General features: G+C 42.2%; 15 protein-coding genes. 8 read left to right on the top strand and 7 right to left on the bottom strand.

Annotated features, from left to right (window positions below):
* Positions 1-25: 25 nt before the first annotated feature.
* Together ACKTT2_RS21905 and ACKTT2_RS21900 are read right to left on the bottom strand one after the other, a co-directional pair.
* On the bottom strand, positions 26-250 hold the full coding sequence (locus tag ACKTT2_RS21905; protein ID WP_407890555.1) for a hypothetical protein: 225 nt from the start codon (positions 248-250) through the stop codon (positions 26-28).
* A 403-nt stretch (positions 251-653) separates the two neighbouring features.
* Positions 654-797 carry a hypothetical protein gene (locus tag ACKTT2_RS21900; RefSeq protein ID WP_407890554.1) on the bottom strand — a complete coding sequence of 48 codons (144 nt, stop codon included), beginning with the start codon at positions 795-797 and terminating at the stop codon, positions 654-656.
* Positions 798-929: 132 nt separating this feature from the next.
* Between ACKTT2_RS21900 and ACKTT2_RS21895 the strand changes: the two genes are divergently transcribed.
* The gene (locus ACKTT2_RS21895; protein WP_407890553.1) at positions 930-1247 is read left to right on the top strand and encodes a hypothetical protein; all 318 of its coding nucleotides are present in this window, start codon (positions 930-932) and stop codon (positions 1245-1247) included.
* The gene (locus ACKTT2_RS21890) at positions 1244-1609 is read left to right on the top strand and encodes an aspartyl protease (RefSeq protein ID WP_407890552.1); all 366 of its coding nucleotides are present in this window, start codon (positions 1244-1246) and stop codon (positions 1607-1609) included. Before ACKTT2_RS21895 ends, ACKTT2_RS21890 begins: the two co-directional genes overlap by 4 nt.
* 141 nt (positions 1610-1750) lie before the next feature.
* Here ACKTT2_RS21890 and ACKTT2_RS21885 read toward each other — a convergent pair whose 3' ends face one another.
* Positions 1751-2395 (bottom strand): Uma2 family endonuclease, encoded by a 645-nt coding sequence (locus tag ACKTT2_RS21885; protein WP_407890551.1) that lies wholly within the window; start codon positions 2393-2395, stop codon positions 1751-1753.
* A 214-nt stretch (positions 2396-2609) separates the two neighbouring features.
* On the opposite strand from ACKTT2_RS21885, the gene ACKTT2_RS21880 reads away from it, so the two are divergent.
* Both ACKTT2_RS21880 and ACKTT2_RS21875 read left to right on the top strand, forming a co-directional pair.
* A complete protein-coding gene (locus ACKTT2_RS21880; RefSeq protein ID WP_407890550.1) occupies positions 2610-3803 on the top strand; it encodes an ATP-binding protein in 1194 nt (397 codons plus the stop codon).
* Positions 3800-4792, top strand: a complete 993-nt coding sequence (locus tag ACKTT2_RS21875) for a ParA family protein (RefSeq protein WP_407890549.1) — start codon at positions 3800-3802, stop codon at positions 4790-4792. The genes ACKTT2_RS21880 and ACKTT2_RS21875 overlap by 4 nt, the downstream gene beginning before the upstream one ends.
* 172 nt (positions 4793-4964) lie before the next feature.
* Here the strand turns inward: ACKTT2_RS21875 and ACKTT2_RS21870 are convergent, their stop codons facing one another.
* From ACKTT2_RS21870 to ACKTT2_RS21855, 4 genes are all read right to left on the bottom strand, one after another.
* The gene (locus tag ACKTT2_RS21870) at positions 4965-5204 is read right to left on the bottom strand and encodes a DUF7219 family protein (RefSeq protein WP_407890548.1); all 240 of its coding nucleotides are present in this window, start codon (positions 5202-5204) and stop codon (positions 4965-4967) included.
* 276 nt (positions 5205-5480) lie between these two features.
* The gene (locus ACKTT2_RS21865) at positions 5481-6167 is read right to left on the bottom strand and encodes an ABC transporter ATP-binding protein (RefSeq protein ID WP_407890547.1); all 687 of its coding nucleotides are present in this window, start codon (positions 6165-6167) and stop codon (positions 5481-5483) included.
* A gap of 76 nt (positions 6168-6243) precedes the next feature.
* Positions 6244-7503: an ABC transporter permease gene (locus ACKTT2_RS21860; protein ID WP_407890546.1), complete on the bottom strand. Its 1260-nt coding sequence runs from the start codon at positions 7501-7503 to the stop codon at positions 6244-6246.
* Positions 7504-7518: 15 nt separating this feature from the next.
* Positions 7519-8979 (bottom strand): efflux RND transporter periplasmic adaptor subunit, encoded by a 1461-nt coding sequence (locus ACKTT2_RS21855; protein ID WP_407890545.1) that lies wholly within the window; start codon positions 8977-8979, stop codon positions 7519-7521.
* A 352-nt stretch (positions 8980-9331) separates the two neighbouring features.
* Here ACKTT2_RS21855 and ACKTT2_RS21850 point away from each other — a divergent pair, with 352 nt between their 5' ends.
* From ACKTT2_RS21850 to ACKTT2_RS21835, 4 genes are all read left to right on the top strand, one after another.
* Entirely contained in the window at positions 9332-10567 is a 1236-nt protein-coding gene (locus tag ACKTT2_RS21850) for a sensor histidine kinase (protein ID WP_407890544.1), read from the top strand.
* A 26-nt stretch (positions 10568-10593) separates the two neighbouring features.
* Complete coding sequence (locus tag ACKTT2_RS21845; protein ID WP_407890543.1) at positions 10594-11262, top strand: response regulator transcription factor; 669 nt, start codon at positions 10594-10596, stop codon at positions 11260-11262.
* Positions 11263-11623: 361 nt separating this feature from the next.
* Positions 11624-11833 (top strand): hypothetical protein, encoded by a 210-nt coding sequence (locus ACKTT2_RS21840; RefSeq protein ID WP_407890542.1) that lies wholly within the window; start codon positions 11624-11626, stop codon positions 11831-11833.
* Between the two features lie 58 nt (positions 11834-11891).
* Positions 11892-13001 (top strand): tetratricopeptide repeat-containing S1 family peptidase, encoded by a 1110-nt coding sequence (locus ACKTT2_RS21835; RefSeq protein ID WP_407890541.1) that lies wholly within the window; start codon positions 11892-11894, stop codon positions 12999-13001.
* Positions 13002-13052: the final 51 nt, after the last annotated feature.

The raw sequence follows: 13052 nt of genomic DNA, 5'->3' as shown, positions 1-13052 counted from the left end.
GTTTATAAGACATTGTATTAACGAACTACAAGTCCGAATCGTCTAATAAGCTCATCAATGCTTGAAATTCAAGGTTATGAGACTCTGGTAATTGGCTTTGTAACTCTGACAATTGCTTCTGTAATGTTTCAACAACATAGCTCATGTTAAATTCTTGTGCAATTTTCAGCTGATTTTCTTTAATTGCGATTTGTCGTAGCAAGTTGTTTTCAAGGTTTGTTGAATCGCGAGATCGAGCGATCGTAATCATGATTGCACCTCTTTAAAACTTTATTAAAAATTTATGGTAAAGAAGTTAGCTTGTCTGCCATTATCTCGTAGTTAGAGCATTTTGAGCAGAATAACTGAAAAATTCTCCAGTAAAAAATTTTCTGACTATTTCTTCTTGTGGTGCGGGCGTCCTCGCTCGCCACTGATGTTACTTCTAAGCGTTCTTGTTCCTTGCGCTCTTGGTCTTGACTGATTAACTCTAAAGGTACTCGCTAGGTGAACTATAACCACCTTTAGCCACTTGTTGCTCAATAAAGGCTTTCATTGACTCAGATAAGGAAATACTGATACTGGTCATACTTAGGAAATTACAGGTAGACTGTTTTCTTTCATATTATTGAGAGAGTTTAACATAATAACTGCAAACAGAAGGATTAGCTATATTACAGTTGCAGAATAACATAGACGTGGTAGCCAGAACCAAAGAACATTCGCAACTCGCTCAAACCATGTCCTATCGGCGCAACATCGCCGTAGTTACCTTGGTTAATGCGACATAGGCATTGCAGGATGTGACGTCTTCGCATTTCATTCTTAATTTACTACGGAGTCAACCCAAATGACTTGGAGGTATCTCTGACTAGGATTCAATTATATACCGATCGCGATCGCCTGTCTATTTTGTCGTTCTACAATGTAATAAAAAGTGAGAACCAACCATGACTGAAGTCAAGCCTACTCGTACAGCACGTCGGGGAAGAATTTTCCCCCAAGTTCAGTGGACGGAAGAACAAAAAGCGCAATCATCGAGCAGGCGCGAGGCATTTTACCAACGCTGTAAACCTATTTTTGACCGCACTAAGCCACAATTTATAGAAACTCACTACAACTGGTATATGGTAGTTGAACCCGAAAGTGGAGAATATTTTATCTCAAAAGAAGAAATGACCGCTATCAATATGTCACGTCAAAAATACCCAAAGGCTCCTGTTTTTATATTTAAGATAAATGAAACAGGCGTAGCAGGAACAATATGATTTTAGGCAGGTTTGGAGATGAAGATGAGTTAGTATTTGAAATAGATTTGATTGCAGGAGATGAATTGGAATTGCCAGTTAATGCAATTCTTGACACGGGGTTTTCGGATTGGTTAGCGATGGATGAGCAGGATCTGGAGGGGTTTGACTGGGAGTATTTAGGCGAAAGAGATATGCTATTGGCGAAGGGGGAATCTAAATTTGATGTTTACGCCGGAAAGGTGAAAATTGCTGGAGTTGTGTTTGAGATTCCTGTTTATGTCGGACAAGGAATACCCGAAGTTTTGCTGGGACGTCAGTGGTTAAAAACACGGCGGTTAGTTGTGGATATACCGTCGCAAGTATTGACTTTGGGAGATTGATATCACAAATCACTCTTTTCTTTCAACTCCTGTATCAATACTTGACGGGTTAGCTAGGGGATAAATGACTTGCAGTTATTATAATCTTGGGCTGCAAGATTCCCGACTTCTTCAAGAAGTCGGAAACCTGAGGAATAACCTTTACACCCCTCCCGCTTGAAAAATTTGTCTCGCGGTTAAATTCAATTCCGGAAACGTTGGAGAGATTAGGCGTTCGCGTAGCGGCTGCTTTGCAGCATCGCCATCTCTAAACTGATTAACTTGGTACTCACCTTCCACTAATGAATAAATAGAAATAGTCGGGAGTTTAGGATTCCCGATAAATCGTCTACCACCTAAAGCTAAGTAATCCACAATCCAGTATTCACTAATACCGAATGACTCATACTCTTCTAATTTCAAAGCGTAGTCATCAGACCAATTGGTAGAAACAACTTCAACGATTAAACGAACAGAATCACCTCTTGTAATGATGGATTCTTTGTTCCATCGGGGTTCATTGTTAAAAACTTGTTGTTTATCTAGAACAATGACATCCGGTTCATAACCCCCATTGTCTCTTGGTTTAATGACACATTCTTTAGGAATAAAATCCGGTAATTGCAACCGCTCAATTTCTATAAAGAGTTTGCCATAAGTAAATCCTGATACTTGTGAGTGCAGTCCAGTAGGCTTAGGCATTTCAACAATTATTCCATTATGTAACTCATATTTATGCTCTGAATTCTCTGGATACCATTCAATGAATTCATCAAATGTAACTAATTGTGGTAAGGCTTGAATCATAAAAATCCTATTTTTAATAGAACTAAAAACTACAGTTGGTTAGATTCCCGACTTCGCACAAGTTGTCAGTAATTATACACCATCTTCGCCGAAATAGACACGGTAGCCGGAGCCAAAGAACATTCGCAACAGTTTTCTTTACCTGTAGTCAACAGGATATGATAGAAGAAATGAACTAAGGTTAAAAGTTAAAGTTAGGTAAAACTATATATAAATGACTGATGAGGAATTGGAAGTTCTTCTAAAAGACTTGGAATCAGATCGGGTAGAACGTAAGACTTCTATTTCCGATAAGGGTAAGCTTTGTGAAGCAGTTTGTGCATTTGCCAATGACTTGCCAAACCATCAAAAACCAGGAGTCTTATTTATTGGTGTTAAGGATGATGGCAACTGTGCCAATCTGACAATTGACGATAAACTGTTACTGACGCTTTCAGCTATGCGATCGGATGGTAACATTTTACCTTTTCCCACCATGATTGTTCAAAAACGAACTATCGGTGGATGCGAACTAGCTGTTGTCATTGTGGAACCATCAGACGCTCCACCTGTACGTTTCAATGGACGTGTTTGGGTAAGAGTTGGTCCCCGTAGAGCAACTGCTACAGCAGAAGAAGAGCGTCGTTTAGCAGAGAAAAGGCTGTCAAAGGATTTACCTTTCGATCTTCAACCCCTTGCATCTGCTAGTTTAAATGACCTAAATCTAGACTTGTTCTATCGAGTTTATTTAACTGCATCTTTAGCCAGTGAAATTCTGGAAGAGAATCAACGTTCTGTCGAACAACAACTTACGGCATTGAGATTTGCTACAGTGGAACTACTACCCAAACCAACGATTCTGGGTTTATTAGTGGTGGGTAATAATCCGAGACAATTAATCTCTTGTGCCTATATTCAATTTCTTCGTATTGACGGTACTGAGTTTACCGATCCAATTAAAGATCAAAAAGAAATCAGTAGTGCGCTTCCTAATTTACTTGAAATATTAGATGAAACTCTTCAATCTCATATTTCTGTTGTGACAGACATCACTACTAGTCCCATTGAAGTTCGTCAACCAGATTACCCAATAGTGGCTTTACAACAACTAGCAAGAAATGCTATTCTGCACCGTACTTATGAAGGGACAAATGCACCAGTCAGAATTTCTTGGTTTAGCGATCGCATTGAAATTCAAAATCCTGGTAGTCCTTTTGGTCAAATCAATCGGCAAAACTTTGGACAACCAGGCATAACAGATTATAGAAATCCTCACCTTGCTGAAGCCATGAAAAATCTTGGATACGTTCAGCGTTTTGGCATAGGAATTCAACTCGCACGCCAACAGTTACAAAAAAACGGTAATCCGCCACCAGAGTTTTTTATAAATGATACCTACGTGATAGCCACAGTTAGGAAAAGATTATGAAAACTACAACTATTGCTTTTTTTAATAATAGAAGTGACGTTGGCAAGACTACCTTAGTGTATCATTTAGCGTGGATGTATAGAGAACTAGGTTATCGAGTACTTGCAGCCGATTTAGATCCTCAAGCCGATTTATCTATGATGTTTCTGGGTGAGGATCGCCTCGAAGAACTTTGGCAGCAACAAAATACTCTTTTTGCTAGTGTAGCTCCACTACTAAGGGGATTAAGCGACATATCCGAGCCATATCTAGAACTAGTTGAAGATCGCTTAGCTCTTTTAACAGGTGACATAGAACTTTTTCAACTAGAGAGCAATCTGACAGAATCTTGGATAACTGGAATACATGATGTCGAAGATAATCAACGACAGAAACTTGCCTTTCAATTCATATCAGTCTTTCGGACTATTCTGCACGAGGCAGCAACAGCCCATGAAGCTAATATTATTCTAATAGATTTAGCTTCTAACTTCGGAGCTATTAACCATGCAGCATTAATTGCTGCCGATTATATTATTGTTCCACTTACCTTAGACTTCTTTGCTGTCAAAGCCTTAACTTATCTTGGAACCACATTGCAGAATTGGCGATCGCAATGGCAAGAAATACAAGACAATTTAGATATAGACGTAGAGATTCCTCGGGCAAAGATGGAACTTGCAGGTTATATTATCCGACAACATCCCGTGAGGTTCGATCGCCCTGTCAGAAATTATCAAAATTTACTGACTGAGATTCCAGAGATTTATCAAAAAGCAGTATTAAACAATCCAGAAAGTTCTAATATTTCCATTGCAGACGATTCTAATTGTTTGGGTTGGTTAAAATATTACGCCAGCCTAATAGATATTGCCAAAGACGCCCAAAAACCAATGTTTCATCTAAAACCTGCTGATGGTGCCCTCGGTACTTTCATGCAAGCAGCAAAAAGCATTTATAAAGACTTTCAAAATGTAGCCAATACGATAAGCCAAAGGCTTAACGGCTAAAGCCGTATCGTAGAACGAACACATTGCCAGATCCCCTAGAATTGAAATATCAAGCCTGTTATAGCTCTTCACATATCTACTTTCAGGTAATCTTCATCTGCGTTTGTCTGCATGCATCTGCGGTTTTTATTTCCTTACATAGCATACGATCGCTTCTCTAATGAGTTTGCTTTTAGTCGCCATTAGAACGGGAAGTTCCAATACCTAACTCTTTTTTCAGATGATCCAATCGTTCCCACAAAGACTGAATTTTTTCAAAAGCCTCAATGGTTGGAAGCTTACCATTAGTTTCTAAACTGACAATATAATCAACACGTTGTGTAAAGTATTGCAACATCGCATCAAACTTAAGATTTTCTGGAGTTGTAACACCATGGTAAGCATTATGAGGATAAAGAAACTCACTTTTCATATTGATTTATCTCCATGTGAAGGTAGAAGCAGCACTAACATAATCACTGATTCTTATGATATTATTGAGAATGCCCAAGTTCAGAAGCAAAATTAACCTTTTCGCGTACAATGCTAAATTAAGTTTTGTAATAGGAGCTTTATAGTTTGTTATAAAGCAGCACTCAAATAGCTACAAGCGGTCTGCTTACAGAAACTCAGAAATATCATAACTGTTTTTCAGAGGACATTCCCATAAAGATAGATACACATGGAGGTAGAGACGTTACGGAATTCTCTATCCTAAACTTACAGGAGAAACAATCAATCCATCCTTAACGTGAATAACTCTATCAGTTCTTGCAGCGACATCAGGCTCATGAGTCACAATGACAATTGTGATACCTTGATGGTTTAATTCGCTCAGTAAATCCATCACTTCCTGGGAAGTTTGACTATCTAATGCGCCTGTTGGTTCATCTGCAAGTACCAAAGCAGGACGATTCACCAACGCACGGGCGATCGCAACTCTTTGCTGTTGTCCGCCAGAAAGTTGGTTGGGGCGGTTGTTCAACCGTTCTGCTAGCCCAACTCTTGTTAAAGCTGCGATCGCTCTTTTCTGCCGTTGAGGTTTGGGAACCCCTGCATAAACCATCGGTAGCATAACATTTTCCACTGCAGTAGCGCGAGGCAAGAGATTGAATTGCTGAAACACAAAACCAAGCCGCTGGTTGCGGATAAAAGCCAACTCATCATCATTTAAAGTCGTCAAATTTTGACCCTCTAAAACATAATGTCCGCTTGTGGGGCGATCCAAACAACCAATAATATTCATGAGGGTAGACTTACCAGAACCTGACATTCCCATAATCGCTACATATTCACCTTCCTCAATTGTTAAATCAATCCCTTTGAGAATTGGTACCTCAGTCTCAGCCAAACGGTAAGTTTTGGTAATGCTTTCCATCCAAATCATTGTCGTCATATTATATTCTCCCCTACTCTCTACTCCCCATTGCCCCTCAACAAGGAGGGGACCCCAAGTTCCCCACTTCCCCCTCTTAATCACTCCGCAAAGCATTAATGGGATCGAGTCGAGCCGCGTTCCGAGCTGGGATAACTCCTGCTACCAATCCAGTGACAAAAGAGACACCAAAGCCAGCAACAATTGCCCAGAAGGAAACAATAAACGGAAATTTAAACACATTAGCAGCTGCAAAGGTCAAGCAAATGCCAAAACCAATACCAATTGCTCCACCCACGATCGCTACAGCCACTGCTTCAGTCAAGAACTGACTCAGGATAGCATTTTTGGTTGCTCCTACTGCTTTGCGAATACCAATTTCTCTGGTTCTTTCCACAACGGAAACTAACATGATATTAGCAATACCAATCCCCCCAACAATCAAGGAAATACCAGCGATCGCTCCTACCAAAACAGTAAACAGCCCCACAACACTCGTAAAAGTGTTGATGATATCAACTTGATTGATGATGCGAAAGTCATCATCTTGAGGTGGATAGATATTATGCCGAATGCGGAGCAAGTTTGTCACCTGAAACTGAGCCGCATCCAACTGCGCTGCGTCTCGAGTTTTAATCCATACACCATTAATAGCCGTACCGTTGAGAGCGTTATTGCCAACAATTCTGGCAGACATATTTGTCAGTGGGATATACATCTGGTCATCCTGGTTTTGAGTCCCTGATGCTCCCTTCTCCTCCATCACCCCAATAACTGCATAACTTCCATTTTGAATGCGAATATTAGCCCCGATAGCTGACCCCCCAACACCAAACAGATCGTCCCGCACTTTGCTGCCCAGAACAACCACTGGTTTGGCACTATCCAAATCTTCTTGAGTAAAGTACTGCCCTTCTTGAGGGTTAACGTTTCTAACTTCTGGATAATTTAAATCGGTACCCAAAACTGTGGTAGAAATATTTTGTCCCTCATAAACTACCTGAACTCCACGCTGAAGATAAGCGGTAACAGACTGCGCCGCCGTAACTTGCTCGGCAATTGCTTGTGCATCTTCCCAAATAAGAGTTGATGAGGTTCCAACACCCTGACTGATCCCTCCGGTGCGAGCAAATCCCGCCAGTACTAGCATGACATTAGAACCGAGCGCTTGAATCTGCAACTCGGTTGCCTTCTGTATACCTTGCCCTACAGAAGTCACGGCAATAACCGAAGAAATACCAATAATCACTCCCAGCATTGTTAATCCCGTGCGGAGGCGATTGCTCCAAAGGGCTTCCACTGCCATTGATAGAATTTCAAATAACGAAACTTTGGTTAATTTGATAGACTTTGCCATGACAAAAACCCCCTCCTAACGCACGCGCCTTGGTAGTCCGCCACCGCCACCACCAAATGGCGACATTCTGGGACCCATTCCTTGTTGAGGACGAGATCCTGGTGGGGAACTGAGTAAGACTTGTTCGCCTTCACTCAAACCAGAGCGAACTACAGTTTTATTGCCCACTGTGACGCCAGTTGCAATGGGACGAAATCGCGGTCTTTTTCTGTCTCCTTGTTTAGATTCGGATAGCACCATAACTCCACTGGCATTGTCTTGCCTTACAATGGCAACCGTGGGAATGACTAAGGCGTTATTTAATTGCCCTACGTTAAAATCTATATTTACGTTCATCCCTGCCCTCAGTAAATTTTGCGGATCGGAAAGGGTAGATTTAACTTCAAAATTTGTGACGTTTTGCTCTACTGTGGACTGGGCTGCAACTTGAATGACTTTTCCTGTAAACGTTTTGTCTGGATAAGCGTCTGCTTTTATCGTGACTGATTGTCCTAATTTGATTTGAGAAATATTAGTTTCAGCAACTTTTGCCGTTACCTGATTTTGCGATGCAAGTGCAAGAATAGAGGATGAGGTAGCAGAAGACACATCGCTTCCGGCTGTAGTGGGAGCAACGAAAGCACCTGGATCTGCATACTTGCGGGTAACTACCCCAGTGAAGGGGGCGCGAATGATTGTATCGTTGATTTGTTCTTGTATTGTCTGCAAACGCCCTTGTGCTGATAAAACTTGAGCGCGTGCTTGGTCAACTTCTTCCGGGCGAGAACCATTCCGTTGCTTGGCAAGTTCTTCTCTTGCCACAGCTAAGCTGGCTCTGACTTGTTCTATATTATCTTTGGCATTCCGCTCTTCTGTTAAAGCTTCATCTAACGAGTCACGAGCAACAGCTCCTTCTGACACAGGACCTTGCAACCGCTTGACGCGAGAGGATGCCAAATCTAGGCGAGATTTTGCTTGAAGTTGTTGAGCTTCGTTTCTCAGCACATCTGCTCTTGCTTTGGCAACATCTTCACTCCGGTTACCAGCTAGCACCAACCGCAAATTTGCTTGAGCATTTGCAAGTTCTCCTTTGGCTTGGGTAAGTTGTCCTCGCAGGTTGGAGTCGTCCATGTATGCTAGGAGTTGTCCTTGCTTGATGCGATCGCCTTCCTTAACCAGGAGTTTTTTGAGAACGCCTGAGTTTTTCGGGCTAACGTTAATCGAGCGTTCTGGCTTGACAGTACCGTTGGCTGCGATCGTCACAGGAAGGTTTATCCGTTCAACAGGTGCTGTTTGGATGCGACGACGAAATTCCTGTCGCTGTGCCATCATGTATTGCTGTACCCCAAGGTAGCCACCACCTCCAAGTAGCCCCAAAATCAGCAATGCCACTGCCCATTTTGGTATTCTAATTTTTACGCGATCCTTGACAGACTCAGTTTCTTTCCAAGGTCGCGTACTACTGTTTAATTCTGATGCTTCCTTCACTTCTGTCATTCCGTAACAATTATCCTGTAATCTAACAATAAAATTAAGAAACTCCCAAGCCCCCATTTTCCAGGGACAGGGGAGCATAGAGCATGAGACAAACAGTGACCAGTGAACAGTGACCACTGATACGCGATAACTGATTACTAGTAACTGTTCACCGAATATCATAGGTGTTTAACTATATAAATCGCATGAAGCAAAACTCCCAAATACTTTGGGAAAAAAGTAACTATGGCTTCATGACTTTGGTCATGGGGTAGGAGGTAGGGGTTAGGGGGTAGGGGTTAGGGGTTAGGGTTTAGAGTAGTAGTTATTCCCCCTTGTCTCCCTTGTCCCCATTCCCTACTCCCTTCTTTCAATGTCTCGTTCTCTGCCTCCCCTACGTTTAATGTTATACCTGGAGTGGTTGCTTTTGGGTATGAGTGCCTTAACTGCACTCCTGCTACCGCCCATTTACCCATTACAGACTTCTCCTTGGCTGACTGTTTTGATAATTGTTGTATTTGGGGCTATGGGTTTGAGGTTACCAACCAACAACTTTAGTCACAAGGCAATCTATACGGCTGTGATGTTAGGTATTGTTTTCCTACCTGCTGTCATGAGCAATTATATTCGTTTTATTCCCATGCTTGGTTTAATTGCAGTTATTCGTAGTTGCCAAATGTTTAAACTTTGGGGTCGATTGATTGTTGCAGGTTTAGTTTATATATCATACCTTTATATTATAATTATAAGAAGTAAATCAATTATTTTTGTTAGAATACCTGTCGGACAACCAAAACCAATTGCAGAACAAATTGCCACAAACACGGTAAATTTAATATTAAATAATGCGATTTCTTTTGCACTGACACTAGCATTTGTGGTATTGTTAGTTAATGCTGTTTTGTCAGAACGTAGAAGTCGGCAAGAACTGGCGATCGCACACGAACAACTCCGTCAATATGCTTTGCGGATTGAAAACCAAGCGACTTTACAAGAGAGAAATCGCATTGCCCGAGAGATTCACGATTCATTAGGACATGCCTTAACTGCCCAGACAATTCAGTTAGAAAATGCTTTGTTGTTATTACCATCAAACACAGACAGAGCCACAGAATTTTTAAGAGAAGCAAAACAGCTAGCTTACCAAGCATTGCAAGAAGTTTCCCGTTCAGTAGCGACACTTAGAGCCGATCCTTTGCGCGGCAAATCCTTAGAAAGTGCCATTAGTAATCTTATTCAAGACTTTCGTAATAGAATTAACTTAATTCCAAACTCGAAAGTTAATTTGACCTCTTCTTTAACACCAGAAGTCAGCGTGACGATTTACCGTATTTTACAGGAAGCGCTGACCAACATATCAAAACACAGTGCAGCAACTCAAGTTACCATTCAATTGCAGTCTCAAGCCGGACAGCTAAACTTACTTGTAGAAGACAATGGTAGAGGTTTTCATCTAGAACAAAACACCACTGGTTTTGGGCTTCAAGGGATGCGAGAACGAGCTACAGCTTTGGGTGGAACTTGCTATATTTTTAGTGAACCTGGGAAGGGATGTCGAATTCAGGTGGTTATTCCCGTGATAGACTCATCCCTAATCCTTAATCCCTAATCCCTAATCCCCAATCGCCAATCCCCATGATTCGCCTGTTACTGGTAGACGACCAAATTATTATTCGTCAGGGTCTGAAAAACTTGCTGGAATCAAAACCAGATTTGCAGGTGGTGGGAGATGCTGAGAATGGTCAACGGGCGCTTGAAGTAATGGAAGCTTTTTATCGTACATCAATGCAACCAGATGTTGTATTGATGGATGTTAGGATGCCTGTGATCGATGGTGTAGCCGCAACTCAAATCTTTTCTCAGCGTTTTCCTGAAGTTCGGATTTTGGTGTTGACGACTTTTGATGATGATGAATATGTGACGCAAGCTATGCGTTATGGGGCGAGGGGTTATCTTTTGAAGCATACGCCTCTTGAGGAGTTAGCAATTGCCATTCGTGCAGTTCATCAAGGTTATACCCATATGGGACCGGGACTTTTTGAAAAAACTTTTGCTTTCCCTCACGAACCTCAGCCCGTACCCGCGCCTATGCCATCAGAAATAGCAAAACTGTCTGCTAGAGAAAAAGAAGTGTTGCGCTTAATTGCAATGGGATTTAGCAATCGCGAAATTGCCCATGAGCTTTATATCTCAGAACGGACAGTCAGAAATCACGTAACAAGTATTTTAAGCCAACTTCATTTGCGCGATCGCACTCAAGCTGCTTTGTTTGTTAGTACCTTTTTACCACAGTTAGAACTTTAAGTAAAAACGATACGATTTAGGGATTTCTAAGTAATAAATTATCCGTCTTGTGGAACGGGCGTCCTCGCCCGTCTTATAATAGTGGCGGGCGGGACGCTCCGCAGTCGCCTCAACGGGGGGAACCCCCTCTGAGTTCACCAGTCCCCAGGGCGCGGGAAACCCGCCTGCTTTCTCTGGATTCACTGCACGGCGCTGCTCTGGGCATCACAAGAGAAATTTGAATATTTTTTTATTTGTAAGTCCCTTCAATAATATGTTGGCAAGTTGGCAATGCTCCAGAGGAGCCGCTTCGCGATAAGCTGGGTACAGCTTGCGCCGAAGGCGATAAGCGAAGCTTAACGGCTAAAGCCGTATCGCACTCATGAAGATTTGCCTTGCTTGCAGGTTATGCAGATGGATAGCAACAGACTTCGACAAATGCTTTTCTGCTTTAATGGTCAGTAGTGCTGGTGTCATTCGTGAAACTGACGGTCAAGTCTACGTCGATTTAGGAGCTTGGGAAGAGCAAGCTTTAGGAGCACAAACTAGTACTCCGGCTAGTTCTGGAACCACAACAGGCGCGAGTCTTTAGCAACCTTAATGTTGACACATCAGTCCCAGAGATTGCTAGACAAGTAAGCGTGCGGATTTTGACGAATTCTAGCTCGGGTTCAGGTGTTATTGTTGAGCATCGCGGACAAATTTATACTGTGCTAACAAATCATCATGTAGTTGAGGACGGTTCAGGGAGCTATTACAGCGTTCTAACAGCCGATGGGCGAATGCATTCCGCTCAATGGCTGAGATCGACTCAGTTTGGTACTCTAGATTTAGCACTGGTGCAGTTTACTAGTCATCTAAATTACAAAGTTGTTACGTTTGGAAACTCGAATGTCTTGGCTGTTGGTGACTCTGTGTATGCTGCAGGATTTCCAAGTTGGCATTTTATCAAAGAGGGGAATACTATAACAGCTTTAGAGGATACTCGTGATTGGGGAGTGAGAGCGTTTCGTTTGACAACAGGTACAGTCAGAATGTATGCAGAGCGATCGCTACAAGGAGGATATCAACTCGGTTACACCAATGATGTCGTATACGCACTTGGGTCTGTTCGTGACGAGCAGGGAGACTCTAGAGGAGCACTTGAAGCTTACTCCCAAGCAGTACGACGTAATCCTGACAAGAGCGAAGCTTTTTTAGCTTACTTTAACCAAGGTAATATTCGCTTTCAACAGGGAGATTATCAGGGTGCTCTAGAAGATTACACCGCAGCGATTCAGAAAAAACCTGACGCAGCGATCGCCTACAACAATCGGGCTGTTACTCGCATTAAGCAAGGAGATTACCAAGGAGCGGTTCTGGATTGGACTCAAGCCTCACAGCACGGTACTGGTGATGCCAGTCTATACTATAACCGGGGTGTTGCTTACTCTAGAATTGGCAATCGACAAGCTGCGATCGCGGATTACAATAAGGCGTTGCAAATCGACCGTAAATATGCTCTTGCTTACAACTCTAGAGGAAATATTCTTGCTGACACAGGAGATAGGGTGAAAGCTCTTGAGGATTACAACCAAGCTATTAAAGTCAATCCTGGTTTTGCTGATGCTTATAACAACAGAGCTATTCTTCGGGCTGCTTCTGGAGATAGAACTGGAGCGATTGAGGACTTGCAAAAAGCTGCACAACTGTTAATAGATCGGGGGAAAACGGCTCAGTACCAGCAAGTCATGGAAAACCTCAAACGGCTTCAACGTTAAGCTACAATGAAACGAAAAGCCGAACTGCCACGAAGACCCTATTAGATGCAA

The sequence above is a fragment of the Scytonema hankhaensis NUACC26 genome (genome assembly GCF_045865695.1).
In the GTDB taxonomy this organism is placed as follows: Bacteria; Cyanobacteriota; Cyanobacteriia; order Cyanobacteriales; family Nostocaceae; genus Scytonema.
Note: the sequence above shows the minus strand (reverse complement) of the source record. Positions and strands in the feature narration are given on the sequence as shown.